Origin of the sequence: Oceanisphaera pacifica (genome assembly GCF_017498065.1) — a bacterium.
GTDB lineage: Bacteria > Pseudomonadota > Gammaproteobacteria > Enterobacterales > Aeromonadaceae > Oceanimonas > Oceanimonas pacifica.
On sequence record NZ_JAGDFX010000007.1, the window covers coordinates 159,979 to 185,987 of the forward strand.

Genomic DNA, 26,009 nt, shown 5'->3' on the forward strand with positions numbered 1-26,009 from the left:
ATTAAGGCGCCCCAAACTCTGCCGTTAACTCCTCAGCTGTCCAAGGGCCACGCTGCCCGTACTCGGCTTCATGGGCCTCAACCAAGTCAACGTCAACGCTACTGGCATCATTGCCCCATTCACTTCTTACATGAGTGAGCACCGCTGCAATTTCTGCATTAGACAAGTTACCACCAAAGGGCGGCATCACACCGGCAAAGGTTGCGCCGTGCACTTCAATCGGGCCTTGTAAGCCATCATGCACAATAGACACCGCTATTTTAGGATCCGCTAACAGCCATTCACTTTCGGCCAACGGCGGAAATGCCCCCGGTATCCCCTGCCCCGTAGCTTGGTGACAAGCACTACACTGCGCATTGTAAATAGCGCCACCATCAATGCCGCTGCCACCGGATTCAGTGTTAGCCACCACCTGCTCAGGCGCACTGCGACTGTCGCCGCCTAACATGGGCTTGCCTATCTGCCAGCTGTAATAACCAACACCCCATACTAATAACACCAGTATCCAAGCGATAACAATTTTAGGTACTCCGCGAGCCCCTTCTTCTGGCTCTGGAGCTTCGCGTCGTTGCGCTCGATGTTCATTTTGACTCATCATTTACTCCTTATCTGTGTCAGAGGTGGGCTCTGCTTTGGGTAGCGTAGGCGCAGGGTAGGTATGATCGAGCGCCAATAAATACGCCACTAAGGCCTTAGCTTCATCGGTGGCCACCACTTGCCCTGATTCAGGCCCATAAGGCGGCGGAATATTCACCACTCGATCATTGACACCGGCTTTATCCACTTCTTTAAACAAAAAGCGATAAGGCGGCATTATGCTGCCTTTCATTACCGCTTGCGGGTTATATAAGTGAATTAAATGCCAATCTTCACTGGGCTGACGCGCCCCTATATTGAACAAGTCAGGCCCAGTGCGCATGGTGCCTAATAAATGCGGCTTATCATAGGCATAATCCCCCGGCACCCCAGGGCGGCCCCAACCGCGGTCTCTGTCACCGGTTGCAAAGCTTGGGTCTCGGGGCTGCTGGCTGTGGCAATAGACACATCCATTGGCAATATAAGATTGACGACCCGCCAGCTCTTGCTCGGTATAAGGTTTAAGATCCGGTGGCACCGCCTCGGTCGACATTTGGATATAAGGCAATACAACCAGCGTTAAGGTGGCAAGCAGCAAAATAAATGCAGCACCTACCATAATGGCGAGAGCACGTTTCATTATGAAACCTCCTTGGCGCTAACACGGAACAGGGTGGGCTCATTTTTTGCCGTACCGCTACGTTTCAACATGGCAATAAAGTGCACCGCAAACACAATGTGACCTAGGGTCATTAAACTGCCGCCTAAGGTACGACCTTGTAGATACGGGATTGTCATTTGTACAATTTCAAGAAAAGGCGTTTTCGCATCAAGCAAGGCAACCCCTTGCAACCAGCCTGCGGTGGTGAGCGATACAAAATAAATTAAAATACCACTGGCCACTAACCAAAAATGCAGGCTGATCATCCGACGCCATGGCCATTCCCAATCGGTTAAACGCGGCATAATAAAGTACACTGCCCCAAATAAAATAAAGCTTAAAAAGGCATACATACCTAAGTGGGCATGAGCCACTGTGTAGTGGGTAAAGTGGGTGATTACGTTAATACTGCGCAAGGCTTCCATTGAACCTTGTAATGAAGAGGCGGTATACATCAAGGCACCAATCCAAACAAAGCGCAAAGTCGGTGAGTCTTTTAGCATCGAAAAATGCCCCCACATAGTACCGTGGTGGTTAATGGCCACTGTAATAACCGGTACCGACATCATCACACTGTGCACAATAGAGAGCGTGACCAACCAAGTTGGAATGGGCCCACCAATAATGTGGTGAATCCCCACTTGGCTATAAAATAAAGCCAACGACCAAAAACCAATCAGTGATAACTTATAAGAAATAATCGGCCGGCCCAATATTTTAGGAATCAAATAATACGCGGTACCAATACCAATGGGCGTGACCCACAAGCCCAGCACATTATGCGCAAACCACCAATTTACCGTGGCCCCAGTGGCACCGGGGAAAAGATAAGGCGCATTGGCAATAAAAAATAAAAAAGGAAACCAAACTAACGCGGCTAAAAAGTACCAGCTAGACACATATAAATGGGGCTCGGTACGTTTTGCGCAGGTAATAAGTAAAGGTATGGCACACAAAGCCCCCGCCACCACAAACAAGGTGTCTATTTGCCAAGGAAACTCCAGCCACTCTTGACCATCCGACAGCCCGAGATTAATGGCCCCTAGCCCAAACAGCATGCCAATATTCCAGATTACCGCCCCCGTAATGGCATATTTAGTGCCATATAAAGGGGTTTTAAATAACCGAGGAATTAAAAATAATATTACCCCTATGCCTGCCATAGACGCCCAGCCATAAGTCACCGCATTAAGGTGCATGGGGCGAATACGACCAAAGGTCCACCAGGCACTGTCGGCTAAAAACTCGGGATAGTGCATTTTAATGGATGAAAAAAGCCCATACATAGAGCCGATTAATAACCAAATAACGGCTGACGTTAGCCAGGTTAATACTGCAGGTTTAGAGGAGTGGTCGGCCAGCCAGCGCGCATTAACCGCCTCATCATCAATTTTTTTATCCACCACATACGGGGGCGCTCCCTCTAGGGCGGGGTCTTCACTGTGCCCTTCTTCACCGGGCGAGAAAATAGTACGAGCCGCAGCTTGGCTTTGGCTGAATTGATTGGTGGCAATAGACCAAATCAATAACAGTAAGCCCACAGTTGACAGCAAGAACGTAATAATAAGCAAAAGTGCTATAGTAGGCGTCATAATGAATCCTATTTGTTCATATGGGATACATATTTTGAGTATGGTTGCTAACCATATAAAATCAAGCAGGTTTCTTGACAGTGGCGTCAACCTAATAAGCACAATACGGCTCGCTGTTGACCCCTTGCCTTATAAATACTGACAGCCTTAGCCAGTTTCACTGGACAGACCAGACTAAAGAGAAGATAAATGAAGTTAAACGTTTTAATGTCGTGGAGCAGTGGCAAAGACAGCGCTTGGGCATTGCAGCAATTGTTGGCCGACTCGCGCTATAAGGTAGTGGGGTTATTTACCACCATCAGTGAAGAGTTTGACAGGGTTGCTATGCATGGGGTGCGCACCACATTATTGCGCCAACAAGCGGCGGCGATTGGCTTACCGCTTAGCATCATTAGTTTGCCTAACCCCTGTACCAATGAAGTGTATAACCAGCGCATGGCGCAATTTATCCAACAAGCAAAAGCGCAAGGGGTGAGCGCTATGGCGTTTGGTGATTTACTGCTAGAAGATGTGCGAACTTATCGAGAAAATCAGCTTAAAAGTGTCAATATAGAGGCGATATTCCCTATTTGGGGCACAGACACTAAGCAACTTCCTAACCAGATGTTTGCTGAGGGCTTGCGCACCATTATCACCTGTTTAGATCCTAACAAAGTGCCCATTGCCTGTGCCGGTAAAGAGCTTACCCCCGAGCTGTTAGCCCGCCTCCCAAGTGAGGTCGACCCTTGCGGAGAAAACGGTGAGTTTCATACCTTTGTCTTTGATTGCCCTTTATTTAAACAGCCTATCGATATTAAAATTGGTGACAATGTGCGTCGTAACGGTTTTATTTTTACTGACGTATTCCCCGTATAACGAGGTTAAGCACAGAGTTTGGCCTGGCTAATTAAGCCATGGTAAGCTTACTTTTATTAACGATATTGGCGCGCTCATGGCACACACAAATAAAGCAATAACTAACAATGAAACAGGATTCATTGCACTAACATGCTTGATATTGGGTGGTGCACTCTTGGGCTTATCTACTAATTTAGCGAAGTTGGCGGGTGAGCTGCAATTATCTCCCTTGGCCTTTTTAAGCTGGTCGATTGGCTGTGCTGCCGTTATATTACTGGTGTTAGCTGGCATACGCGGTAAGTGGCCACCAATTACCGGTCGCACCTTAGAATACTATGGCGTATCGGCGTTAGTAGGTGTTGCCGGTTCAAACTTAATTTTCTTTTCAGCCGTGCCCCATGTTGGCGCGGGATTTGTGGCGCTTATTATCTCTTTGCCTCCTCTGTTGACCTATGGGGGAGCATTATTGCTTGGTATTGAAAAGTTTAATGTCGCTCGCGCGTTAGGGATTGTTGCCGCGCTAATGGGCGCAGGTGTATTGGCAGCCAATAAACTGGCCGCCCCTAATGCCAATATATTATGGATTTTACTAGCCTTATTAGGGCCTGTATTGTTAGCGATTGGTAATTTATATCGAACCTTGCGCTGGCCAATAGGGGTATCGGCTGATGTATTGGCGCCAGGCATGTTAGTGGCAGCAGCTATAATGTTATTCAGCGCCAGTCTGCTGCCCGGTTTCTCATTAACGGTTCCCACCCGCACTCTGCCCGTGTTACTGATTGCCGTTCAGGCTTTAGTCTTTGCTGGGCAGTTTTTATTGTTATTTATTCTGCAAAAGCACGGTGGCCCCGTCATGCTTAGCTTGCTGGGGGCCGTGGGTGCGGTAGTGGGTGTGCCTGTTGCTGTTTACTTGCAAGGTGAAGCGCCGCCTCAGGGCTTGCTAATCGGCGCCCTACTGATTGGTACCGGTGTGGCACTGGTTACGTTTGGTAAAGCCAGAAAATAATGAATGAGGGATCAGGCGCGGATCGCATGAGAATACGCCTTGGTATCGTCTAATGTTTGTAACTGGTTGTCTTTTAGTCGCCAGTTAAAACGATGCTCGGTTTCCCCATCGTCTTCTAATAGCGTAAGCGTAACCTGAGTACCGGACAAGATAGCGGATGTTACTTTAATGGGGGCTTCATTCAACCACACTCGCCCACCTAGTCGTTGAAACTTTTGGGTTAATGCCATTTTAAAGCGGTGCGCACCCCCTGCCTGCCATGCCCAAACTCCCGCCACATTAGCCGGCACCACCCACTTAAAAATATCTGAGCCGGCGGCAAAACATTTATCATCGGGCTGCCACTCCCCCATATCAAACGAGTGAGAAACAATACGCGTGCCCGGCTTAAGCTCGGTGAGCAGTTTAGGTCGAAGCAACAAATTAATACTTTGTAATAAATACATAGTGACCACAGTGGCATCGCTTAAGTTTACATCAAAAAAGTCGTCTTCAATAAACTCAACCAAATGATCCATGCCCATAGATGTGGCAAATTCTTGTCCCTCTTCTAAGCGTTGCGGGTCCATGTCTACCCCCACCGCACGCGTTTCTCGCCCCATGGCAGCCCCTACCACAATACGCCCGTCACCTGAGCCTAAGTCGTAGAGTAAGTCTTGTGCATTTACGCCTGCCAAATCAAGCATACTTTCTACTATCACTTCATCAGTGGGTACAAAGGGCACATTTAATTCTGAGTTAAACTCCACGCCTTCGCCAATAATAAACTCGTTATACAAGCTCAACTCCTGCTATCAAAGGGAATATCAGCGTCCTAGCTGATGTAGGCTTATATTAACACGACTAGGTAAGCTTAGTTGCTGAGCACAGATCTTTGTATAAAAAAACACCCTCATACAACGCATGAGGGTGTTTAATAGACATTATTGAGTACCTTTATTACACTTTAAACTGAGTCACCAAGGCGCGTAAGTGTTCGGCACGCTGTTGCAGCATCTGAATGGCTTCTAGCTGTTGCTCTGCATTATGGTGGATGCTGGCCGCACTATCAGAAATTAAATGTGCCGACTGGTTAATATGCTCAGCAACCGCCCCTTGCTCTTCTGTGGCCGCCGCCACTTGATGGTTACCCGAGCTAATGGCCTCAAACTTCTGCTTAATACTTTGCAATGCCGCGGCAGACTGCTCTGTATTCGCCGTCACCTGCTGGCTGCTAATCGTTCCTTGGTGAATGGCTTTCGTTGATTCTTCCGCGGTTTGTTGTAATTGCGTAATTTGGTCGCGAATTTCTAACGTTGACTCTTGAGTCCGCTGTGCCAAATTACGCACTTCATCGGCCACCACCGCAAAACCTCGCCCTTGCTCACCGGCGCGGGCTGCTTCAATGGCTGCGTTGAGTGCAAGTAAGTTGGTTTGCTCCGAAATACCGCTAATCACTTCTACCACAGAGTTAATATCACCGGCTTGTTCGGCAAAGTTGATGATGGTTTTTTCAATATCTGTCATCACCAAATTAAGCTCTTGCATGGTTTGTGCGGTTAGCGCCATATTGTCGTTGGTAGAGTGGGTATCTTGTACCGCACTTTCGGTATCTTCTGCGGTGCGGTGCGCAATACCCGACACCTCGGTCACCGTTTGTCCCATTTCAGTAATAGCCGTGGCAACTTGATCGGTCTGGCCGCGTTGCATCTCGGTAGAGGTAAAGGTGTCATTGGCTAATTGAGCGAGTTGTTCAATGCCGTTTTTCATTGCGGTTTCGGTTTCTTTTATTTCGGCCACTAATTCACGAATCTTGCCAATAATGGCATTAAAACCTTTGGCCAAATGACCCAGTTCGTTGTCATGGCTGTCATCGAGGCGCGTGGTTAAGTCCCCGCCATTACTCGACATGCTCAGCAAATCATCCCCTACTTTGCGAATCGACTTACTGAGTGAGTTGGCAAATAAGACGGTGAGTGCAATAAAGGCCGCCGTTAGCGCAATGCTGACCCAAACGGACGATGAGATCACAGAGTTAATAGCCCCACTAATTTCATCAGACGGCAATACCGCGACTAACTTTAAGCCGGTATCCCGCACATCTTGCACCGCAAGGTACACATCCTCGCCTTCAAGCTCGGTTCTTTCAAAAGAAAAACCAGATTGCTGCTTATTCAATAACTGGTTAACAGGACCATACTTCTCAATGCTATCCACATTTTGGCGCGTTAGTGATAACTCGGGGTGCACTGCCACCATGCCATGTTGATCCACCAAAAACATAAAGCCGTTTTCACCCAGCTTGTAGTTTGAGATTAAATCCACCACAGCAGACACATCATAACCTAGGCCTGCCGCCCCCACGCGTTCGCCGTTAATCTCGACCAACGTATTCACAAATAGCGTGAGCTTACCGCTACGCTCATCGGGGTCAATCGATAATGCTTGCTTCGCTGAGCTTTTAATAAAGTTGTAGTACCAATTATCACGCTCACCTGTGGGTGAGATGGCTTTAAAAAAACCCTCATCGGTATAGTAGGTGTTGGTTAAGCCCGATACCCAAAATAGCGTAGATGCCCCGGTATTCTCGCGCTGCTTTTTAAAGTAACGCAATACTTGATTATGCTGACTACTGGCCGCTTCACCTCGGTTCATCCAGTCATGCAGCATGCTATTTTTTGACATATCATCAGACAAGGTAATGGCAGGCATCAGCTCAGCTCTTACTTGCTCGGCCGTCAGACCCACGCTATTAGGCAAATACTCTTGCTCTGTTTGACCGTAGTACAAATTAGAAAATTGGTTCACATTGATAAGGGTTGACACTAAGGTGAGTAACGCCAGCGCCAAGGCGACAAACGCAATAAAAACCGTACCTAATTTAAATCTCTGCATGGCAGCTCCCAAAACCCAATATGATGTAAAACACTAAAAATGGCAGATGAACAAGAAGTATATGTCAACAATAAGAGGCTGCCACTGACTGACGACGAGGCTCATAAAAAGACGACACTTTATCGGCAGCTCAGCCAAAAGTTGAGCTAAAAGTCACAATTTATACAAAAATAATTCTCGTATTTTGCTTCATCAGGCACGGCTAAACGTAAAATAAGTGGATAATCAAAGTATTGAACATCAATAACAGATCAAAAAAATTAACCACTTCTTACCAAAAATGTATCTTAAGACGCTATTGGGTTAGCCACGAACAACTCACTTAGACTGGCGATACAGCGCACATTTTTCTCATAAAAGTGCAGACTAACTGCTGTATTTTAGCCAGTAAATGCGTACTATGTGCTGCTTGATTTATGATGCTCTGCGTACTTCCATCCCCACGTCTGTCATCATAAATAGCCAAATTAGCACTATACGGGTGCACTAAAAATTACATAAAAGACGTTTGAGAAACGGTAAATCAGCCTTTCTCAAGCTAAATTCGTCTGCGTGATACCTTGATGTATTACGCGCAACGTAAAGAGCTTAATTATGTTAGTTGTAGCAGCATTAGGCGGAAATGCCTTATTACAGCGCGGCGAACCGCAAACAGCACAAGTACAGCGCGACAACGTCAAAGTTGCCGCCCGCGCTTTGGCCGACATAGTCAAAGCCGGACACCAGCTGGTGATCACCCATGGTAATGGCCCTCAGGTAGGTCAATTGGCTTTACAATGCGCCGCCTTTAGTCCAAACGACCATCATCCTATGGATGTATTGGGCTCGCAAACAGCGGGTATGATTGGTTACTTGGTAGAGCAAGAGCTGGGAAATGTTCTAAAAAACGAGCTGCCCATTGCCACTTTGCTTACTCAGGTTGTGGTAGATAAAGAAGACACTGCTTTTCAGAACCCGACTAAATTTATCGGCCCGGTTTATAGCAAAGAAGAAGCCCACGAAAAAGCAGAAAAAGCCGGTTGGCAAATTGCACAAGACGGCGATAAATGGCGTCGCGTGGTTGCTTCGCCCAAGCCGACAGAAATACCTGACTTACAAGTCATTAAGTCTCTCGTTGAGCAAAACGTGGTGGTTATTTGTAACGGTGGCGGCGGTATTCCCGTGGTGCGCGATGGTGATAATAACTTGCAAGGCATTGAAGCTGTAATTGATAAAGATCTTTCCACTGCATTTTTAGCCAAGCAATTAGGCGCAGATGCCATGGTGTTGCTCACCGATGTTGAAGCGGTATACCACGGCTTTGGCACGCCAGAAGCAAAACCTTTGCACACTTTAACCGTGGCAGAAAGTCATGCCATGAATTTGCCTGCCGGCTCTATGGGCCCCAAAATAAATGCCGCGTGTAACTTTGCCGAGTCAGGTGGTTTTAGTGCCATAGGTCGCTTGTCTGATGCCTTAGCGTTATTAGCGGGTACTGCAGGCACGCACATCGTTAAAGAGCATGCGTAAACCATACCATTAAGGGTGTCTTGCAGCACTCAGTTATGTAGCTCACTCATAAGCCGCATTCGTAGCACAAGAATGCGGCTTATTTTATCTCGGCTTTTTTAATAGCGCTTAGGTACGCTCCTCTTTTACTTTACGCTTTTGTTCTGCTCGTCGTTCAAAGGGGGCGGCTAGTGCCAAAATAATTAGGGTAAATAACGTGCCTAATAAAGCGACCCCCAAGCTACCTAGCCCCACGGCAACACCAATGGCCGCTGTCATCCACACACTTGCAGCCGTTGTTAGGCCTTTTACCGCTTGTTGGTTGTCTAGCTTTAAAATAGTGCCGGCACCAATAAAGCCAATCCCCGTGACCACACCTTGTATTACCCGCGACAGTGCATCCAATGTCATGCCCACCCCAGAGCAGGCTAAAATAAATACAGCCGTGCCAATACACACCAAAATATGCGTACGCAACCCTGCGGGCTTACCTGCTTTTTCTCGCTGTACGCCAATAATGGCCCCCAGCACGGCCGCCGCTAATAAGCGCATTAACACATGCGCCAGCTCTCGCTCACTGGGTATGCCATAGACTAGTGCTTCCCAAAAAATATCCATTTATAACTACCTATTCACAGATGTTTAACCATAAATCACCTCAAAAACGATTTCGTAAAATACGCTTACACCTCAGTTTATTCTGGGCACAATATAAAGACAGAGCCTAATAGCCCTGCCTATCTTAACTATTGGTGCTTAGTTTTACTCAAAACCTCTACCAGATGATACTCATACAGGTTGGCATCGGCTGGAGTAGTATGTGCGTTAACACGTCTACGCTGTTCAATAGTGAGCCGATACTCGTAGCCGGACTCAAAGTTAAAACCTTGAATACCATCATAAAATAAATTCCCGTCTACCACTAAACACTGCATCGGTCCTACCCCAATACAATCTACTTTTTCTGGTTCTACCGTGACCGTTTTCACTTTAACTGTTGAGTTTGCTGAAGAAACGGAAGGTGATGTTTCTATTGAGTCTTGGTTTTGTGGGGCATAGTTGCTGCATCCCATCAGCGTCATCAATAATAATGCGGTTATGCTTGTCTTCATTATATGCCCGCCAACATACTCAATGTACTAATACTAAGAGCAGTTGCGGCCTCGTAGTGTTAAATGACTGTGGTTAATCAAGCCAATAGCCCGATCACGTTTTTACATTAATAGTATCTTGATAAACACCCACATCAAGCAGGATTCACCCTGCAAATAGTAACGGCTGCACTTAAGGCTAACTGAAAAATACCGCCAGCCACACTGTTATACCATCTGCTTGCGTGTGACTCACCTTATGTTGGGTATGCGCAGGTATATGTATAAAGTCGCCTACCTGTAAGCGAACTTCTCGGCCGCCGGTAAACTCTAGCCACCCCTCACCTTGTAACACCATCACCCATTCATCTTCATTTTGGTCATACCAACCTACAGTGGGTGAGTTATTTCCGTGGGATACAACTCGCTCGATACGCACATTAGGGGTTTTCAGCAAATCTTGAAAATGCTCATCCGTTAAGTCAGTAGGCAAGTTTTTAAATATATTGCTCTTGATAAAGCAACTCCTCTGATTTAAATAGAGTAACTATCATTGTTCCTGTGATATAAACACCAAAAAAATTAGCACAGACTTGTTCTAAAAATAAGCTTTGCTATGCTCGAATCGTCGTTCAAAGGAGCATTGATAGTGAAAAAACGTAAAACGGGCACATTGCGCACCAGTATACATCACCACGCAGAGGCTACCGGCAACCTGTTAGGAGAGGTGTTCCACTATCTTGCTTTATTTGCGATTGGCGGCATGACGGTGTGGGCTGGCACCATCGCCGCGTTAGAGATGTTTGAAAAAGGAGCCGCATCTATTGATGACATTTTGCTGCTTTTTATCTATTTAGAATTGGGTGCCATGGTGGGCATTTACTTTAAAACCAATCATATGCCGGTGCGTTTTTTGATTTATGTGGCCATTACCGCTCTCACACGCATGATGATCTCCGATATTTCTCACCATAATGACCCTGATATGGGCGTATTATATATTTCTGGTGCCATTTTATTGCTGGCCTTAGCCGTATTGGTGGTGCGCTATGCCTCGGCTCGTTTTCCTGGGGTACAACCGGCTACTAAGGCTCACCGCGTGAGTGATGAAAGTCACGAAGGCACAGAGCCCTAAGCTAAAATAGTGTACGGCATTAAACGCCGTCATTGGCATCGCGAATACGCTCGCGGCGCTCGTATTCTTCTTCCATGGCGGCGTTAATCTCGTCTAATACCGAGTCGACATCCGCTCCTGCGCTATCATCTGCAAACTGCCCGGTTAATACAGAATGTGGTGTTAGCTCGCCGTCTTTAAACAGCGCCCACATTTCTTTGGCATATTGAGTCTGTAATAACTCGGGGGCAAAGCTGCCATAATAACGGCGCATATTGTTGATATCGCGCGCCAGCATGGCTTGGGCACTATTATTAGCCGCGGCATTCACCGCTTGAGGCAGATCAATCACCACAGGGCCATCGTCATCGACCAACACATTAAATTCTGATAAATCACCGTGAATAATGCCGGCACACAGCATCAATTTAATGTAGTGCATCATAAGCGCATGATCTTCAATGGCCTGCTCAGACGACATTAAGACTTCGCCCAGTTGTGGTGCCACATCACCTTCGTCGTCGGTGACTAACTCCATTAGCAAAACACCGTCTACACAGCCAAAGGTATTGGGTACCCGTACCCCTGCTGCCGCTAAACTTGCTAGGGCATTCACTTCGGCGTTTTGCCACATTTGTTCTTGTTGCTGGCGGCCATAATTAGAGCGTTTTTCTATGGCTCTGGCTTGGCGACCATTGCGCATTTTACGGCCTTCATTATATTGCGCCGCCTTTTTAAAGCTGCGTTTTACTGCGTCTTTATAAACTTTGGCACAGCGAATATGTTCACCGCAGCGCACCACAAATACATCTGCCTCTTTGCCACTCATAAGGCGGCTGAGTACTTCATCAATTAAGCCGTCATCAACGAGCGGCTGTAAGCGTTTAGGTGTTTTCACAGGTAACCTGCTAAGTAGATTTGACAATTTATCGTCATATTATTGGGTTCTCGCCGCTATCAGCTTACCCGTAAACTAAGGCGGGCTCGGCATAATACCGAGCCCGCCAAATGGGGTCATAGGATAAGAAAAATCAGTGCGTTAGCGTGAATATTGCTTAGCGCGTTTACCCCGTAAGGTTTTCTTTTTCGGCCCTGCCGCTTTGGTATTATTGGTCTTTTTCAAGCGCGGCGCTCTGGCGGTTGTGCTATGGCTCGACTCATCCGCCGTTTTAGCTCGGCGCGGCTTACCTTTGGGTCTATCGCCCGTGTTATCTAAGTCTATTACGGTTTCGCTGGCACGGTTTGAGCGCCCAGTAATCACCTTACGTGACAAGCTTTTTAATAACGAGCCTCGGCTAGTCACTTCAAAGCCCGGCTTAATAATACGCTCAACTTGGCTGCCAATTAACTTTTGAATGCGCTCTAGAGCTTGTTCTTCTTCGCGGCTTACAAATGAGATGGCGGTACCTCTGGCACCTGCCCGGCCGGTACGGCCAATACGATGCACATAATCTTCAGGCAAATAGGGCAAATTAAAGTTCACCACATAATCAAGGCCTTGAATATCAAGACCGCGAGCGGCCACTTCGGTGGCAATTAATACCTGTATTTTAGCAGACTTAAAATCGGCAATAGCACGGCGACGCGAGCCTTGGCTTTTATCACCATGGCAGACAGCGGCGTCAATTTTACTCTTTTTCAACCCTGCTAATAAACGGTCGGCCTGCTCTTTGGTACTGGTAAACACCAATACCTGAAACCAGTTCTCTTCTGTTAACAGTTGCTCAAACAGCTCAATTTTACGGCTTTCTTCTACTGGATATACCGCATGGGTGACGGTTTCTGCGGTGCTGTTTATTTTAGCGACCCGAATTTGCTGATGATTGGTTAAAATTTTATGAGATAGCTCATTAACAGCCGGTGAGGTGGTGGCAGAAAATAGCAAGGTTTGGCGCTTAGGTGAGGTCAGTTGCATCAACTTCACCACATCGGTAATAAAGCCCATATCTAACATGCGGTCGGCTTCATCCAACACCACAAACTCCACCTCACTTAACGTAATATTGCCTAAGGTTAAGTGCTCTAATAAACGCCCAGGCGTGGTGATCACCACATCGACTCCGGCTTTTAACTTGTTAGCTTGGCCACCCATTTTTACACCACCGTACATGGCCGTAACACTAATAGGCAAAAACTGGGCATAGGCACTAATGGCATCGCCTAATTGCTCAGCCAGCTCTCGGGTGGGCGTTAAAATTAAGGTACGTGGTTTATGTGCCACTGCGGCTTTAGGTTTATCTAGCATGCGCTGCAAAATAGGCACCGCAAAGGCGGCTGTTTTACCGGTGCCGGTTTGGGCGGTCACTTGTAAATCTCTGCCACGGCGCGCCGGCACTATGGCTTGTTCTTGTACGGGAGTCATCGCACTGTAGCCACATTCAACAAGAGCGCGTTGCAGTTCTGGGGCTAAATCTAAAGATGAAAAATGCATAAAAGATCCTCTGTAGAGTCGCTACAGTCAAAAAAACGAGGCAAGAATATACCGTATTTTGGCAATATAGGAGAGAGTTGATTGTACTTTAAATGATAAATTAAAGGAGAAGCAGCGCCTCCCCTTAGCAGTGTATTGCACTTCAATACAAGGTTTTAGATCTCATCCTCTTCTTGGGCAGCTGGACGTGCCTCGTAATTGCTCGCTTTCGCCAAAATTTCGACATAAAACTCAGTGGCATCTTGCGCTACCGCCGCGTCAATCTGCTTATTAATGTCAGACGGAAACACCTTTTCAGCCTCAGCTTCAGACAAGCCAAAGCGACAATCAAACGCCCAGTAATCTGCGCCAGCTGGGAGTTGCTTGTTACGCTCTCTTTTAAAGTATTTTTTAATCTCATGCTTAATCGCATCAATTAAACGAGCAGGCTTCAGCTTGGCATGCGTTAATGTGAAGGTCTTTTTCATGGGTGTTCCTACTGGATATTCTATTGTTCATCACTTAGCCATCACAGCTAAATGCTAGTTGAGGCGTATTCTACATGGATATGACACAGATAACTGCCATTTTCGCTGGATTTTCTTACTATCTCGTTAAAGCCCAAGCATCGCCTGTAAAAAGCACAGCGGTTTAGGTACCCTTAACCCTAGTTAAGTGTAATGCTGATATATTAAAGTTAGCCTAATCAAAAGCTTAAGGAGAAGTCATAGTGTCGGACGACTTGTATCAACAAGGTATTAAAAAAATTCAAGAGCTTACCGCCTCCCCCGATGATAACCCAACAGGCAATATGGACATAGGTGCCGCTTTTGCCGATATAGCCCCTGATTTACAAAAATATGTGGTTGAGTTTGCCTTTGGTGGCATTTATTCACGCCCGGGGTTAGATAACAAGCAAAAAGTATTGGCCACCATTACCGCACTGGTTGCGCAGGGCAAGCCACAAATTGCCATGCACATTAACACCGGTCTTACCGTAGGCTTAACGCCCGAAGAAATTGTTGGCTGCATTATGCACTTGCTGCCTTACACGGGTTTTCCGAGTGTGATCAATGCACTTACGGTTGCCAAACAAGTATTTAAAGAACAAGGCATATCAGTAGACACCAGCGCTGTTCAATCATAAGCACAACCCTTTATCACTGGGCCACTTACCGCTTGGTGAGTGGCGTTTTTGAAAATACAGTCGGAGTTTATTACCAAAGAAGCATAATGCGGACTGACTTATAACAAAAAGTCATACCCTAAGGGTGGCAATTCATGCCTGAGATGCGTCATACGCAGACCCTTTGAACCTGCTCCGGTTAATACCGGTGTAGGAATAGGAAGTCCCCCCCCTTTATTCGGCTTTTGCAACAAGTAAAACGGACTACTGCTTACTGCGACAGCTGCTCTGTCACCGGTACTTGCCAGATAATGTCAACGGGCCGCTTGCCCCAAGCCCGTGCTTGCTTTTTATCGAGCATTAAAATGTCTATTTTTTGACGCCAGCGCTTATTCATTTTATCTAGCACTCGATACTTACCCTCAAAACCGGCAATTTCTACTTCGGTATTATGCGTTAACCCTTCACCAATTAAGTCACGAGAGACAGCAATGGCTTTCATGCCCGGCACCAATATGTCTCCCCAAGCTGCTAACCCAATATTACCCTTTTTTGTTTCATCTTCGGCCAAGGTATAGGCTGTGGCGGTCACGGTTGCAGTGACGGTTTCTACCTGAACCACTCCTACTTCATCGGTGTCACTGCTCTTAGCCGTTTCATCTTCTGTTTTGCTACACCCAGCCAATAATAAGCTCACCAATAAGGCACCTAACATGGCTGGATTAGCATAAAAAATACAATGCATTGTTTATTCCTATGTTACCTAGATTTAACTTATTGGCGCTTATTACGCTCATAAGCATGATAAATACCTGTTATCACCACAAGGTAACACTCCCTAAAAACAGATACATACGAGCATCATTCTTATCTGGATGACTTATGCTATGATTTTGCAGAACGTTATGCCGTATTTCATTTTATTCATCGCCCTTTACGAGAGTCGTATTACCAATGGAATTAACGCTATTTATACTTGCCACCCTACTGAGTACTGTCATCACCCTATTGCCATTATGGCGTTGTGAAGCTTGGTGGGTAAGAGGATTAGACTTTCCTCGGGTACAATTTTTTTATCTCATTCTAACGATTATTGTACTTGCGCTATGGCGGCTTGACCTTTGGGCTGCCAGTAGCCTAGGAATATTGACACTCAATACGGCATATCTGCTCTATCATGGCTGGTGGATCTTACCCTATACTCGCTTTCATCCGGCAGAAGTTGCAGCAACGGCCACTGAAGATGCCCCATCGACGATCACCATTTTGTCATCTAATGTACTGGCTACCAACAGGCATGCTGACTGTCTTATTGAGTTAGTAGAGCGCCATCAACCAGATATTTTAGTCACTCTAGAGTCCACTCACTGGTGGGAACAGCAGCTAGCAGTATTAGAAGCCGACTACCCTTACACCATAAAGTGCCCACTCGATAACCTATACGGTATGCATGTGTACTCACGCTTAGTACTTAAAAACAGCCGCATTGAATATTTAGTACAAGACGACGTGCCTTCTATGCATTGTTTAGTGGAGCTAGCCTGTGGCAGCCAGATTATTACGCACTTTATTCATCCTGCACCACCTAGCCCCACTGAAAATGAAGAGTCAAGCGAACGAGATGCTGAACTGCTTGCCGTAGCAGATAAGGTAGCAGATACGCAGTTACCTGTAATTGTGGCCGGCGATCTTAACGACGTGGCTTGGTCACCCACTACGCGTTTATTTAGAAAGATAAGTGGTCTGCTCGACCCTCGAATTGGGCGAGGCATGTTTAATACCTTTCATGCAGAGCATTGGTTTATTCGCTGGCCGCTCGATCATCTGTTTCACAGCCATCATTTTCGAGTGAGTCAATTACAACGCTTAACACTCAAGGGATCCGATCACTTTGCACTGCTAAGCCGCTTAAGCTTTAAGCCCAATAAACGCAATGGCTACAGTGAACTTAGCGCCGATGCCGACGATCAGCAATGGGCCAAAGAAAAGATGCATCAAGAAAATGTAAATAAGAGCGATGTACCCGATCTTACTGAGTAGCACAGCGCATTAATAGAGGTATAGTCGAAGTGAAAAGTGATAGGCTAGGCGAATAAAAACTCCCCTAGCCCTATTTTTATTCTTAATTAGCTAACAATCAAGCACTTGGGCTTTTCTTCCCATTTAAAATACGGGTGCAGGGCCAGATAACTATTACTGTACTTTTTATCTGACACTTCTTTCATCACCCAGCCTTCTGGATAAGTATCCACTTCTATATTTTCGTCTTCTAGCTCAACCTCAACCAGAATTAGCCCTTTATTGTTCAAGTCAAATACATCTAGCTCAAAGGCAAATCCGTTGAACATTTTAGTGTAACGCATTTTATGAATCTGCTTGGCATCGGCCACGCTGTCGAGTATTGACACACCATCAATCATTGGAATAGCAAACTCAACTTCTAAGCAAGAAAGTCCAATTCTGGGGCCTTTAATGGTCAAAAATGCTTGATCGTCGGCCACACGTATCCGAATGGATATATCATCGGCAGTATGTAAATAACCGTGTTCTTTATCATCAGAGTCAGTTAACTGCTCGATCATTAGGTAGGCTTGATCGACAGGAATAGGATATGAAAAATACTGTCCACCACGGTCTTTTTTGCCAGACTCAATGGTAAAGTAACCTTGATTATCGCTGACAGACACCTGTACTAATACTTTATTATTGGTAACTATGTAACCCTGCCTAAATAAAACACCATCGACTAAATCGCTTTCGGGTACCTGACTTACAAGAAATTTTCTTTCTATTTCTTTGTTTATCATATTAATTACCTCACTGCTTACATAATAAAGTATGACTATATTACTTTATCTTCGATGTTAATTAATAACATACTCAATTCGCCTATGTTACCCCTTATTAAAAACCAGCTTATAACTCATGTAATTAAAGCTAAAACCTGAGCTTGTCACCATCATTAGCAAAGTTATAGACAATAAGCAAGCAAACAGCCATCCCTATGCTGTATTGCTCGCCTTATGGACAAAAAATCGGCGATGAGCCATTGTTATCAACGCCTGCTGCAACTGCTGAGCAAACGCCTTAGCGCCCTTTCTCAGTCAACAAGCGTTCATGCTCAGCCTCATTCGAGGTCAAATTTCATCACGTTTTTAGTGCTCCATTTGCTTATCAGCATCTAATATAGGGTCGTGATTTAACAACACATGATTCAGTGGCAAGATCTTACAGCCTTTAGCACGAGCAATATCAGCAATTCCCATTAAAATCTCTCCTTGCGCTTTGGCAAAATCGGCATAAGGCACAAAGCTATTGCCGCCGGTGGAGCGCACCCAAGCATAAATATTAAGCTTCAATGCTTTATCGCCAAACTCACTAAAATCAAACACAAAATAATCAAGATCGTTACGCGTGGCCAAAAAGTCATTACCTTCTGCCACTACCTCTTTGACCTTATCGTAGTCATCGTAACTTAACAGAATGTCTTGTGAGAGGGTGCGGTGTGCTAACCGTGAGTGGTTAATTAAGTTCTCGGTATTAAAAACAGAGTTAGGCACATAAATGCGCTTACCATCCCAGCCTGCAATGGTGGTTGAACGCCAGCCAATGTGCACAACTGTGCCTGATAAGCCGCTACTTTTAATAATAATATCGTCACCTAACTTAAAAATTCGGCTGGCAAATATCGTCAAGCCACCAAAAAAGTTAGACACTAAATTTTGCGCGGCAAAGCCTACCGCAATACCCGCAGTACCACCAAAGGCAAGCAAACCTGCAATAGACAAACCTAGCGCTTGAAATACGCCAAGCGCCACCACTAAAAATGCCACTATGACCGCAAGCTTCTTAACGGCCGAGGCTACGGTTCTGTCTATATAGATCTTTTGAGTATTAGCACGCTTAAAGTAGTTCTCTTCCACTCGGTTAATTAAGCGGAACAAAAACCAACCAATTAACAGCACAAACAGGACTTCTTGCGCGACTGGGTTCACTTTATCGATAACCGCATAGCCATGGCCAGGCGGAAAATAATGCCGAATAGCAATGATAGTCCCAAGCAACCAAACAGAGGTGCGCAAAGGAGAGCTAATGGCATTGAAGATGGCACTACGCCACACTTTGACTTCTGGTTTATCTCTTTTCCAGAGAAAAGTGAGCGTCAGCCTGAGCACCAGATTCACGATCAGTAGCCCCGCCACTAAAAAAACAGGGAAAAACCACCACTGCCCGCTTTCTAAAATTTCTTCTGCAGAGTCAACCCACTCCATTAATAAGCTCCTATTGTTAAAGGTAAAATATGCTAAAACGTTAAGGCAAGTCAGCACAATTACTTTGTTCGGCCTAGCAAGGCCTTACTAGACTCACCTTCTGTTATGGCTCGATCCTACCCACCTCTTACCAGAGGTACAATGGCGCTTGAATCAACTCAGTCCTTTTATCCAAATAACGCATAAAGATCCCTTTTCATTATCAAGATAGTGTATGGTACGCCACTTCATTTTTTATTTTTTACTCATCAAAGCTGCGGGCAACCGCACTCAGGATTTCCTATGGATACGGAGCAGCCACCGTCTAATCGTGGCACCATTAACCCACCTGTTTTTTATACCTCTGCACTGCTTATCATTTGTTTAGTGATATTTGTGGGGGTTTTACCACAAAAATCTCAGCAGCTGTTTAGCCAAGCACAAAGCTGGATTGTGGATAACGTTAGTTGGTTTTATATTCTGACCTTAGCACTGACCTTAATCGGCACTGTGTTTATGGCTGCAAGTCGCTATGGCAACATAAAACTTGGGCCCGATCACAGTGAACCCGATTACAGTAATACCTCTTGGTTTGCCATGCTATTTTCTGCTGGTATGGGGATTGGCCTCATGTTTTTTGGCGTAGCTGAGCCTGTTATGCACTTTCTAACGCCGCCAACAGGAGAGCCCGGCACCGTTGCCGCTGCCCGCGAAGCCATTAAGATCACCTTTTTTCATTGGGGCTTACACGTTTGGGCTTTGTATGCTGCAGTCGCATTAATTTTGGCTTTTTTCTCGTACCGACATGGCTTACCACTCACATTGCGCTCGGCCTTATATCCCTTTATTGGTGAGCGTATTTATGGCCCCATTGGTCATGCGGTCGATATTTTTGCCATTATTAGTACCGTGCTGGGTATTGCTACCACACTGGGCTATGGCGTACTGCAAATTAACAGTGGCCTAAACTATTTATTTGATATGCCAATTAGTGCCAATATGCAGGCGCTGCTTATTATTGGTATTACCGCCTTAGCGACCCTGTCTGTGGTATCGGGCTTAGATAAGGGAGTAAAAATCCTCTCTGAAACCAATTTAGTGTTAGCCGTATGCTTATTGCTGTTAGTGCTCATCTTTGGCCCTACGGCACTCTTATTAGAAAGTTTTGTCGAAAACACCGGTAGCTACTTATCTGATATCGTGAGCAAAACCTTTAACCTCTATGCTTATGATAAAACCGATTGGCTAGGAGGCTGGACGGTATTTTATTGGGGCTGGTGGATTTCTTGGTCTCCTTTTGTAGGGATGTTTATTGCGCGTGTTTCTCGTGGGCGCAGCATTCGTCAATTTGTGGTTGGCATTTTACTGGTGCCATCGGGCTTTATATTTTTATGGATGACGGTATTTGGTAATACCTCAATTCATATGATTATGGAGCAAGGTATCGTAAGCTTGGCTGAAACCATACAAGCTGATAGCTCTTTAGCCTTATTTGCCTTTTTAGAGCACTTTCCGTTTTCGTCTTTGTTGTCGTTTATTGCCATTATTATGGTGATGCTGTTTTTTATTACCTCAGCAGACTCCGGCTCGTTAGTAGTAGACATGCTGGCTTCTGGCGGCCAAACTCGCACTCCCGTATGGCAGCGTATTTTTTGGGCTTCGTCTACCGGCGTAGTAGCCATTGTGCTACTTATGAGTGATGGCTTAAACGCCTTACAAACCGCGACTCTGGTCAGCGCCTTACCATTTTCGGTGGTGCTATTAGTTGCCTTTTGGGGATTATTAAAAGCATTAGACACAGACGCGACCAAGCGTATGTTGCGCCAACAAAGTGCCGTACATCATCCGCCACGCCAGCAGCAAAACGAAGGCGGCTGGCAGCGACGTTTACGTGGCATTGTGATGTTTCCGCGCCGCTCTCACGTCAATCGCTTTATCGATGAGGTGGTATTAGATGCCTTTGAGGCTGTGGCTGACGAGCTGCGTAAGCAGGGCTATCACACCGCTATTATTAATAACCAAGCCGCCAAGCAGATCAAATTAGAGGTAAAACATAGCGACGAGGCGAACTTTGTTTACGAAGTGCACCCTCGAGCCTATGTACGCCCCAATAATGAAGCTGAAGACAAAAACAAAACCAATGATGACCGCAAATACTTTCGTGCCGAAGTACACTTAACGGAAGGCGGCCAAGACTATGACATTATGGGCTGGTCTAAAGATGAAGTCATTGAAGACATCATTGATCAGTACGAACACCATATGCATTTCTTACACGTGGTACGTTAAGACTCGCAAGCATCAATAAAAAATGGCGATTAATCAGTTAATCGCCATTTTTCCCTGCTTTTATTCGCGATACGGTAACAAATTATTCTTCTTGCACAACGCAGCGCTCCAGCGTCTGTCCAATTGTGCCACCTTGATGGTGCTCTGATAATGTACCCTGTGAACCCAACCCAGATCCTTTAGTCCACCACTCCAGTCCCTGCCCAATATAACGGGCCCCACTGGCTGACTTCGCAATACGCAAAGTATGGAGGTTGCCTTGGTAATCAATGGTAGCCGAGTCGGTGTTCGGGTAAGTCGCTAAAATAGATAATCCACTTTCGCAACGATACTCCACAGCGTTAACGCTCGCAGCTACTGTTGAGGGTGAAGTTGACTGCACCGTACAAGCGCTTAAGCCTGCGCATAAAACAACAGAGGCAATAAGTGTAATCCGCTTCATAATCACTCCCATAAAATAGTTAATACAAACATCATATACTACCTATTTTGACATTATAAGGCAGCACTAATACTGGCAACGCAACAGCAGTGTGTGAGGCTGCCAGAGACGCGAGCAGTAGATGCCATTAGCCAAAAGCCGAACTATAAATAATTTAATAGCAACCTGCATTTATCGGCTGCATGGTACTGTGGTAAACGTTATCATATATTTGTGCTGGTGCTAGTAGCACCGCACGCTTAAGGAAAAGCGTAAAGACAAGTATTCACAAGGACGCTCAATGACCATTCAGCTTGATTTTCGTACGCTTAGCCTAACACTGATGCTGTTTAGCCTGGTGTTTGGTTTAGGTATGTTTGCCTACTCTAAAGAACACGCTAAGTTTAGTGGTATAAAAACCATGGGCATGGGGTACTTTCTTATTGGCGGTGGCTGTGTCTTGCTTGGGCTGCGTCACTTTATTCATGATATTGCGTCTATCTTACTGTCTAACGTGGCCATTATTAGCGGTGTGGTACTAATCAACAGAGGCTTATTTAACTTTCTTGGTATCTCTTTGCGTTTTGAGCGTTGGTTAAGCCCATTACTCATAGTGTTACTGGCGGCTGCACTTTCTTTCTATACCTTTTATATTCCCAATGTTAGCCTGCGAATACAGGCTTTTTCGCTCACCTTTGCCCTTATTTGTTTTATCGGTGCCGGCGGCGTCTTGCAACACAATAAGCCCCATGGCCGTATGGCTGCCAACATGCTAATGGTTATGTTTTTGCTTATTGGCGCCTTTTTCATTTTCCGCTTAATGTGGACCTTTTATGAAAGTCCACCCGATGACTTTATGAATGCGGGACTACTCAGTGCACTGGCGGTTATTGCTGGGGAGTTTCTCGTTATTTTATCTTCATTTTCCACTATATGGATGGCATCTGATGAACTACAACATGAGCTTTCAGAAATCGCCCGCATTGATCCATTAACCGGAGTCTATAATCGACGAGCATTCGACGAGTATTGTGAGACAGAGCTCAGTCGCGCACTACGCTCACAGACCTCGTTTGCCATTATAATGTGTGACTTAGATAACTTTAAAAGAGTCAATGACGAACATGGCCATCATATAGGTGATGAAGTGCTAAAACGCTTTGCCACTACGCTTAAAGAGAATACCCGACAGCAAGATGTGGTGGCGCGTTTTGGAGGAGAAGAGTTTGTATTACTGTTGCCTAATAACAATACCAAACAGGGATTATTGGCAGCAGAACAACTAAGAGCAAAAACAGCAGCAACCCAGATTGCCATAGGTAATAATGTAAGTTTAAGCATTTCAGCCAGCTTTGGGGTCGCGCATTACGACGCTCACGATAATGACTGGAGCACCGTATTGCACCGGGCTGATAACGCACTTTACATGGCCAAAAAACAAGGCCGTAATCGCGTGATCGGCCATCCTTCAACATCAAGAACCAATGATTCAACATCGCTATATAAGCAACAATATCAATAGAGTATGTCCGAGCCAATAACTGTAGCTGCTCTATTCCGCTTTACGGTGTTTGAACCGCGGGTCTGTACTCGCTGCATGATAAACACAGGTTTTAGCGACGATACGTCAGCGCGCCGAGTGTAGCGTCAAACTGCATTTGTTTAAGCCGTTCAATAAACCACTTAAGGCCTCGTCCCTTGTTACTGCGCTGCCAAGCAACAGAGATATCCCCCAGCGGCGGCGGTGTATCTAAGGTTAATAGTGTTAATTTTCCTACTGCTAACTCTTGAGCAATGCGATGAACCGGTAAGTAACCCACGCCCAACCCTTTGCACTGCGCGGCAATTTTATGAGTAATGCTAGGTACAATAATACGGCTGCGACCATCTAATAACCCAGAAGATCGTGTGGGCAAATGTTGAGAGCTATCTGCCACAATAACTGTGGGATAATCCTGTATCGCACTCACAGGCAAAGGCATGGGCAACTGAGCCAAGGGATGATCGGCAGCCACTGCAAACTCAAAGTTCACTTGACCCAGTGCGTGCAAAGCCACGCCTGAAGCTGTGGCTTCGCCTGCCGCACCTATTACTAAGTCACAACGATCGTCACTGAGTGCCTCCCAGCTTCCGCCCAACACTTCTTCACTGAGGCGAATTTCAGTTTTAGGCTGTATTCGCTGAAACTCCTCAATCAGTTCATAAACCGGATCACAGCTAAGTACGCTATCAATACAGATCCTTAACTCCACTTCCCAGCCATCTGCGGCTTGACGTACTAATGCCGTTAACTCTTCAGATGCTTTAAGAATGTGCCGCCCCTGCTCTAACACTAATCGCCCAATCGCGGTCAACTCAGCCTTACGCCGACGCCTGTCAAAAAGTTCAACGCCCAAATCTTCTTCTAGCTTACTAATGGTGTAAGAAACCGCAGACGGCACCCGATGCAACTCTTGTGCAGCTGCGGCAAAACTGTGGCGCCGTGCGATGGCATCCAATGTTTGCAGTGCATCTAGCGTGATCAATAAAGACATAGTTCAAGGTACCCAATATTGGTTGTTCAATTTAACTGATATTAAAGGTCAAAATGTTCCGTTATTTTTTAGCAAAGCTTTTCACTATAGTAATTACATCAAACAACAAACTTGATATTACTTAAGGATAACACCATGAGCAACGCCTTGATCCACCGCATACTGTTCACTAACAGCCAAGTTACCGGTTTGGCGCTACGCCTGTCGGCCGGTGCTATTTTTGTTGCCCATGGTGCTCAAAAATTATTTGGCAGTTTTGGCGGCAACGGTCTGCAAGGCACTGCACAGTGGATGGCTTCAATAGGATTAGAGCCCGGTTATTTAATGGCGCTAGCGGCGGGAAGTGCTGAATTTTTTGGCGGAATAGCATTATTAATAGGTCTGCTCACTCGCCCTGCCGCGCTTATGTTAGCCATCACTATGTTAGTCGCCATTATGGGAGTACACCTACCCAATGGCTTCTTTATGAGTAATAACGGCTACGAGTTTGCATTGGCTTTGCTCGGCATGGCGGTGGCATTGGTGTTTAACGGCGGTGGTAAATATTCTTTAGACCGCAAGCTAAGTGGCATGACAACTAACAATAATCTTAAATAAAAGTAGATGTCATCAATAAATATACACACATAACTCAAAGTTCATTTAATACCGATAATGCTGAGCATAGGTACCGAGCGACAAAGGCTCTTGATCATCATATAACAACATAAAGGAGGCACCATTATGGGCTTACTTGTAGAAGGTCAGTGGGTTGACCAATGGTATGACACTGACTCTAACGGCGGTAAATTTGCCCGCAGCGAGTCGCAATTTCGCAACTGGATCACTGCCGACGGCAGTGCCGGCCCTACCGGTGAAGCTGGGTTTAAGGCCGAAGCCGGACGCTACCACTTATACGTGTCACTCGCCTGCCCATGGGCCCACCGCACCTTAATTTTTCGCAAACTTAAAGGACTGGAATCCATGATTTCAGTGTCTGTGGTCAACCCGTTAATGGCAGAGCACGGCTGGACCTTTGCCCCAGACGAAGGCGTGGTGGCCGACCCGCTTTTTCAGGCTGATTATATGCACCAGATTTATACCACCGCCGATCCTCAGTATACAGGTCGAGTCACTATTCCGGTGCTTTGGGATAAACAACAACATAAGTTGGTGAGTAACGAGTCGGCTGACATCATTCGCATGTTTAACTCCGCATTTGACGACATTGGCGCTGAGCCTGGTGATTATTATCCACAGGCACTGCGGGCACACATTGATAGCCTCAATGAGCAGGTCTACCACAAGGTTAACAACGGTGTTTATAAGGCGGGGTTTGCCACTACTCAGCAGGCCTATGAAGAAGCGGTATTACCGTTGTTTGCAACCTTAGATGAGTTAGAGCAGCGACTCGCAACACAGCGCTATTTATTGGGCGACACCATTACCGAAGCAGATTGGCGCTTATTCACCACACTGGTGCGCTTTGATGCGGTGTACCATGGGCATTTTAAATGCAACATCAAACAAATTGCCGACTACCCAAACTTAAGCGGTTATCTGCGCGAGCTCTATCAATGGCTAGGTGTGGCAGACACGCTCAATATGAAGCACATAAAAGAGCATTATTACCGCAGTCACGCCACCATTAACCCCACAGGTGTCGTGCCTGTTGGCCCAGCGTTCACGCTCGACGCCCCACACGGGCGCGGGTAATAAATTTAGCGCCATTAACAACCAAGCCCGCTGAGCAATGCCTTA

At 45.9% G+C, this 26,009-nt stretch carries 26 protein-coding genes and 1 riboswitch; of the genes, 10 read left to right on the plus strand and 16 right to left on the minus strand.

Features of this window, described 5'->3' with window-relative positions; translation table 11 throughout:
- Nucleotide 1 precedes the first annotated feature (1 nt).
- Genes J3U76_RS07735 through J3U76_RS07745 form a run of 3 tightly spaced genes read right to left on the minus strand, consistent with a single transcriptional unit; the run spans nucleotide 2 to nucleotide 2,829 of the window.
- Nucleotides 2-595, minus strand: a complete 594-nt coding sequence (locus tag J3U76_RS07735) for a c-type cytochrome (RefSeq protein WP_208005388.1) — start codon at nucleotides 593-595, stop codon at nucleotides 2-4.
- Between the two features lie 3 nt (nucleotides 596-598).
- On the minus strand, nucleotides 599-1,216 hold the full coding sequence (locus tag J3U76_RS07740; protein WP_208005389.1) for a cbb3-type cytochrome c oxidase subunit II: 618 nt from the start codon (nucleotides 1,214-1,216) through the stop codon (nucleotides 599-601).
- Nucleotides 1,216-2,829, minus strand: coding sequence for a cbb3-type cytochrome c oxidase subunit I (locus tag J3U76_RS07745; protein ID WP_208005390.1), 1,614 nt, complete (start codon nucleotides 2,827-2,829; stop codon nucleotides 1,216-1,218). The genes J3U76_RS07740 and J3U76_RS07745 overlap by 1 nt, the downstream gene beginning before the upstream one ends.
- A 189-nt stretch (nucleotides 2,830-3,018) precedes the next feature.
- Between J3U76_RS07745 and J3U76_RS07750 the strand changes: the two genes are divergently transcribed.
- Together J3U76_RS07750 and J3U76_RS07755 are read left to right on the plus strand one after the other, a co-directional pair.
- Nucleotides 3,019-3,684, plus strand: a complete 666-nt coding sequence (locus tag J3U76_RS07750) for an adenine nucleotide alpha hydrolase (protein ID WP_208005391.1) — start codon at nucleotides 3,019-3,021, stop codon at nucleotides 3,682-3,684.
- 76 nt (nucleotides 3,685-3,760) lie between these two features.
- The gene (locus J3U76_RS07755) at nucleotides 3,761-4,672 is read left to right on the plus strand and encodes a DMT family transporter (RefSeq protein ID WP_208005392.1); all 912 of its coding nucleotides are present in this window, start codon (nucleotides 3,761-3,763) and stop codon (nucleotides 4,670-4,672) included.
- Nucleotides 4,673-4,683: 11 nt separating this feature from the next.
- Here J3U76_RS07755 and J3U76_RS07760 read toward each other — a convergent pair whose 3' ends face one another.
- Nucleotides 4,684-5,451, minus strand: a complete 768-nt coding sequence (locus J3U76_RS07760) for a methyltransferase domain-containing protein (protein ID WP_208005393.1) — start codon at nucleotides 5,449-5,451, stop codon at nucleotides 4,684-4,686.
- Nucleotides 5,452-5,611: 160 nt separating this feature from the next.
- A complete protein-coding gene (locus tag J3U76_RS07765; RefSeq protein WP_208005394.1) occupies nucleotides 5,612-7,546 on the minus strand; it encodes a methyl-accepting chemotaxis protein in 1,935 nt (644 codons plus the stop codon).
- Nucleotides 7,547-8,140: 594 nt separating this feature from the next.
- Here J3U76_RS07765 and arcC point away from each other — a divergent pair.
- Complete coding sequence (gene arcC, locus J3U76_RS07770) at nucleotides 8,141-9,055, plus strand: carbamate kinase (RefSeq protein WP_208005395.1); 915 nt, start codon at nucleotides 8,141-8,143, stop codon at nucleotides 9,053-9,055.
- A gap of 108 nt (nucleotides 9,056-9,163) precedes the next feature.
- On the opposite strand, the gene J3U76_RS07775 is transcribed toward arcC, so the two are convergent.
- From J3U76_RS07775 to J3U76_RS07785, 3 genes are all read right to left on the minus strand, one after another.
- The gene (locus J3U76_RS07775; protein ID WP_208005396.1) at nucleotides 9,164-9,652 is read right to left on the minus strand and encodes an MgtC/SapB family protein; all 489 of its coding nucleotides are present in this window, start codon (nucleotides 9,650-9,652) and stop codon (nucleotides 9,164-9,166) included.
- A gap of 128 nt (nucleotides 9,653-9,780) precedes the next feature.
- A complete protein-coding gene (locus J3U76_RS07780; RefSeq protein ID WP_208005397.1) occupies nucleotides 9,781-10,146 on the minus strand; it encodes a DUF4377 domain-containing protein in 366 nt (121 codons plus the stop codon).
- A 178-nt stretch (nucleotides 10,147-10,324) separates the two neighbouring features.
- Nucleotides 10,325-10,618, minus strand: coding sequence for a cupin domain-containing protein (locus J3U76_RS07785; protein WP_243454129.1), 294 nt, complete (start codon nucleotides 10,616-10,618; stop codon nucleotides 10,325-10,327).
- 156 nt (nucleotides 10,619-10,774) lie between these two features.
- On the opposite strand from J3U76_RS07785, the gene J3U76_RS07790 reads away from it, so the two are divergent.
- Entirely contained in the window at nucleotides 10,775-11,260 is a 486-nt protein-coding gene (locus J3U76_RS07790) for a phosphate-starvation-inducible protein PsiE (protein ID WP_341534323.1), read from the plus strand.
- Nucleotides 11,261-11,279: 19 nt separating this feature from the next.
- Here the strand turns inward: J3U76_RS07790 and J3U76_RS07795 are convergent, their stop codons facing one another.
- The 3 genes from J3U76_RS07795 to J3U76_RS07805 all read right to left on the minus strand — a co-directional run bounded on the left by J3U76_RS07795 (nucleotide 11,280) and on the right by J3U76_RS07805 (nucleotide 14,137).
- Complete coding sequence (locus tag J3U76_RS07795; RefSeq protein ID WP_208005399.1) at nucleotides 11,280-12,137, minus strand: PA4780 family RIO1-like protein kinase; 858 nt, start codon at nucleotides 12,135-12,137, stop codon at nucleotides 11,280-11,282.
- A 141-nt stretch (nucleotides 12,138-12,278) separates the two neighbouring features.
- Nucleotides 12,279-13,670 (minus strand): DEAD/DEAH box helicase, encoded by a 1,392-nt coding sequence (locus J3U76_RS07800; protein ID WP_208005400.1) that lies wholly within the window; start codon nucleotides 13,668-13,670, stop codon nucleotides 12,279-12,281.
- A 155-nt stretch (nucleotides 13,671-13,825) separates the two neighbouring features.
- Nucleotides 13,826-14,137 carry a DUF6172 family protein gene (locus J3U76_RS07805; protein ID WP_208005401.1) on the minus strand — a complete coding sequence of 104 codons (312 nt, stop codon included), beginning with the start codon at nucleotides 14,135-14,137 and terminating at the stop codon, nucleotides 13,826-13,828.
- A gap of 242 nt (nucleotides 14,138-14,379) precedes the next feature.
- On the opposite strand from J3U76_RS07805, the gene J3U76_RS07810 reads away from it, so the two are divergent.
- On the plus strand, nucleotides 14,380-14,796 hold the full coding sequence (locus tag J3U76_RS07810) for a carboxymuconolactone decarboxylase family protein (protein WP_208005402.1): 417 nt from the start codon (nucleotides 14,380-14,382) through the stop codon (nucleotides 14,794-14,796).
- A gap of 111 nt (nucleotides 14,797-14,907) precedes the next feature.
- Nucleotides 14,908-15,009: riboswitch (TPP riboswitch) on the plus strand.
- 37 nt (nucleotides 15,010-15,046) lie between these two features.
- Here the strand turns inward: J3U76_RS07810 and J3U76_RS07815 are convergent.
- Nucleotides 15,047-15,520: a 3D domain-containing protein gene (locus tag J3U76_RS07815; protein ID WP_208005403.1), complete on the minus strand. Its 474-nt coding sequence runs from the start codon at nucleotides 15,518-15,520 to the stop codon at nucleotides 15,047-15,049.
- Nucleotides 15,521-15,729: 209 nt separating this feature from the next.
- Between J3U76_RS07815 and J3U76_RS07820 the strand changes: the two genes are divergently transcribed.
- Nucleotides 15,730-16,815 (plus strand): endonuclease/exonuclease/phosphatase family protein, encoded by a 1,086-nt coding sequence (locus tag J3U76_RS07820; RefSeq protein WP_208005404.1) that lies wholly within the window; start codon nucleotides 15,730-15,732, stop codon nucleotides 16,813-16,815.
- A gap of 86 nt (nucleotides 16,816-16,901) precedes the next feature.
- Here the strand turns inward: J3U76_RS07820 and J3U76_RS07825 are convergent, their stop codons facing one another.
- Together J3U76_RS07825 and J3U76_RS07830 are read right to left on the minus strand one after the other, a co-directional pair.
- Nucleotides 16,902-17,582 carry a CYTH domain-containing protein gene (locus J3U76_RS07825; RefSeq protein ID WP_208005405.1) on the minus strand — a complete coding sequence of 227 codons (681 nt, stop codon included), beginning with the start codon at nucleotides 17,580-17,582 and terminating at the stop codon, nucleotides 16,902-16,904.
- A 348-nt stretch (nucleotides 17,583-17,930) separates the two neighbouring features.
- Nucleotides 17,931-19,046, minus strand: coding sequence for a mechanosensitive ion channel family protein (locus tag J3U76_RS07830; protein WP_208005406.1), 1,116 nt, complete (start codon nucleotides 19,044-19,046; stop codon nucleotides 17,931-17,933).
- Between the two features lie 282 nt (nucleotides 19,047-19,328).
- On the opposite strand from J3U76_RS07830, the gene J3U76_RS07835 reads away from it, so the two are divergent.
- On the plus strand, nucleotides 19,329-21,314 hold the full coding sequence (locus J3U76_RS07835; protein ID WP_208005407.1) for a BCCT family transporter: 1,986 nt from the start codon (nucleotides 19,329-19,331) through the stop codon (nucleotides 21,312-21,314).
- An 82-nt stretch (nucleotides 21,315-21,396) separates the two neighbouring features.
- On the opposite strand, the gene J3U76_RS07840 is transcribed toward J3U76_RS07835, so the two are convergent.
- A complete protein-coding gene (locus J3U76_RS07840) occupies nucleotides 21,397-21,756 on the minus strand; it encodes an MliC family protein (RefSeq protein ID WP_208005408.1) in 360 nt (119 codons plus the stop codon).
- Between the two features lie 280 nt (nucleotides 21,757-22,036).
- On the opposite strand from J3U76_RS07840, the gene J3U76_RS07845 reads away from it, so the two are divergent.
- Nucleotides 22,037-23,257, plus strand: a complete 1,221-nt coding sequence (locus J3U76_RS07845) for a GGDEF domain-containing protein (protein WP_208005409.1) — start codon at nucleotides 22,037-22,039, stop codon at nucleotides 23,255-23,257.
- Between the two features lie 91 nt (nucleotides 23,258-23,348).
- On the opposite strand, the gene J3U76_RS07850 is transcribed toward J3U76_RS07845, so the two are convergent.
- Nucleotides 23,349-24,269 (minus strand): LysR family transcriptional regulator, encoded by a 921-nt coding sequence (locus tag J3U76_RS07850; protein ID WP_208005410.1) that lies wholly within the window; start codon nucleotides 24,267-24,269, stop codon nucleotides 23,349-23,351.
- Between the two features lie 135 nt (nucleotides 24,270-24,404).
- On the opposite strand from J3U76_RS07850, the gene J3U76_RS07855 reads away from it, so the two are divergent.
- Together J3U76_RS07855 and J3U76_RS07860 are read left to right on the plus strand one after the other, a co-directional pair.
- Entirely contained in the window at nucleotides 24,405-24,866 is a 462-nt protein-coding gene (locus J3U76_RS07855) for a DoxX family protein (RefSeq protein WP_208005411.1), read from the plus strand.
- Between the two features lie 126 nt (nucleotides 24,867-24,992).
- Nucleotides 24,993-25,964, plus strand: coding sequence for a glutathione S-transferase family protein (locus J3U76_RS07860; protein ID WP_208005412.1), 972 nt, complete (start codon nucleotides 24,993-24,995; stop codon nucleotides 25,962-25,964).
- Nucleotides 25,965-26,009: the final 45 nt, after the last annotated feature.

What these genes read in the sequence shown, in the direction of transcription:
- J3U76_RS07735 (WP_208005388.1), bottom strand. Translation starts at nt 595, where the DNA reads ATGAGTCAAAATGAACATCGAGCGCAACGACGCGAAGCTCCAGAGCCA.
- J3U76_RS07740 (WP_208005389.1), bottom strand. Translation starts at nt 1,216, where the DNA reads ATGAAACGTGCTCTCGCCATTATGGTAGGTGCTGCATTTATTTTGCTG.
- J3U76_RS07745 (WP_208005390.1), bottom strand. Translation starts at nt 2,829, where the DNA reads ATGACGCCTACTATAGCACTTTTGCTTATTATTACGTTCTTGCTGTCA.
- J3U76_RS07750 (WP_208005391.1), top strand. Translation starts at nt 3,019, where the DNA reads ATGAAGTTAAACGTTTTAATGTCGTGGAGCAGTGGCAAAGACAGCGCT.
- J3U76_RS07755 (WP_208005392.1), top strand. Translation starts at nt 3,761, where the DNA reads ATGGCACACACAAATAAAGCAATAACTAACAATGAAACAGGATTCATT.
- J3U76_RS07765 (WP_208005394.1), bottom strand. Translation starts at nt 7,546, where the DNA reads ATGCAGAGATTTAAATTAGGTACGGTTTTTATTGCGTTTGTCGCCTTG.
- arcC (WP_208005395.1), top strand. Translation starts at nt 8,141, where the DNA reads ATGTTAGTTGTAGCAGCATTAGGCGGAAATGCCTTATTACAGCGCGGC.
- J3U76_RS07775 (WP_208005396.1), bottom strand. Translation starts at nt 9,652, where the DNA reads ATGGATATTTTTTGGGAAGCACTAGTCTATGGCATACCCAGTGAGCGA.
- J3U76_RS07780 (WP_208005397.1), bottom strand. Translation starts at nt 10,146, where the DNA reads ATGAAGACAAGCATAACCGCATTATTATTGATGACGCTGATGGGATGC.
- J3U76_RS07800 (WP_208005400.1), bottom strand. Translation starts at nt 13,670, where the DNA reads ATGCATTTTTCATCTTTAGATTTAGCCCCAGAACTGCAACGCGCTCTT.
- J3U76_RS07805 (WP_208005401.1), bottom strand. Translation starts at nt 14,137, where the DNA reads ATGAAAAAGACCTTCACATTAACGCATGCCAAGCTGAAGCCTGCTCGT.
- J3U76_RS07815 (WP_208005403.1), bottom strand. Translation starts at nt 15,520, where the DNA reads ATGCATTGTATTTTTTATGCTAATCCAGCCATGTTAGGTGCCTTATTG.
- J3U76_RS07820 (WP_208005404.1), top strand. Translation starts at nt 15,730, where the DNA reads ATGGAATTAACGCTATTTATACTTGCCACCCTACTGAGTACTGTCATC.
- J3U76_RS07825 (WP_208005405.1), bottom strand. Translation starts at nt 17,582, where the DNA reads ATGATAAACAAAGAAATAGAAAGAAAATTTCTTGTAAGTCAGGTACCC.
- J3U76_RS07830 (WP_208005406.1), bottom strand. Translation starts at nt 19,046, where the DNA reads ATGGAGTGGGTTGACTCTGCAGAAGAAATTTTAGAAAGCGGGCAGTGG.
- J3U76_RS07835 (WP_208005407.1), top strand. Translation starts at nt 19,329, where the DNA reads ATGGATACGGAGCAGCCACCGTCTAATCGTGGCACCATTAACCCACCT.
- J3U76_RS07840 (WP_208005408.1), bottom strand. Translation starts at nt 21,756, where the DNA reads ATGAAGCGGATTACACTTATTGCCTCTGTTGTTTTATGCGCAGGCTTA.
- J3U76_RS07845 (WP_208005409.1), top strand. Translation starts at nt 22,037, where the DNA reads ATGACCATTCAGCTTGATTTTCGTACGCTTAGCCTAACACTGATGCTG.
- J3U76_RS07850 (WP_208005410.1), bottom strand. Translation starts at nt 24,269, where the DNA reads ATGTCTTTATTGATCACGCTAGATGCACTGCAAACATTGGATGCCATC.
- J3U76_RS07855 (WP_208005411.1), top strand. Translation starts at nt 24,405, where the DNA reads ATGAGCAACGCCTTGATCCACCGCATACTGTTCACTAACAGCCAAGTT.
- J3U76_RS07860 (WP_208005412.1), top strand. Translation starts at nt 24,993, where the DNA reads ATGGGCTTACTTGTAGAAGGTCAGTGGGTTGACCAATGGTATGACACT.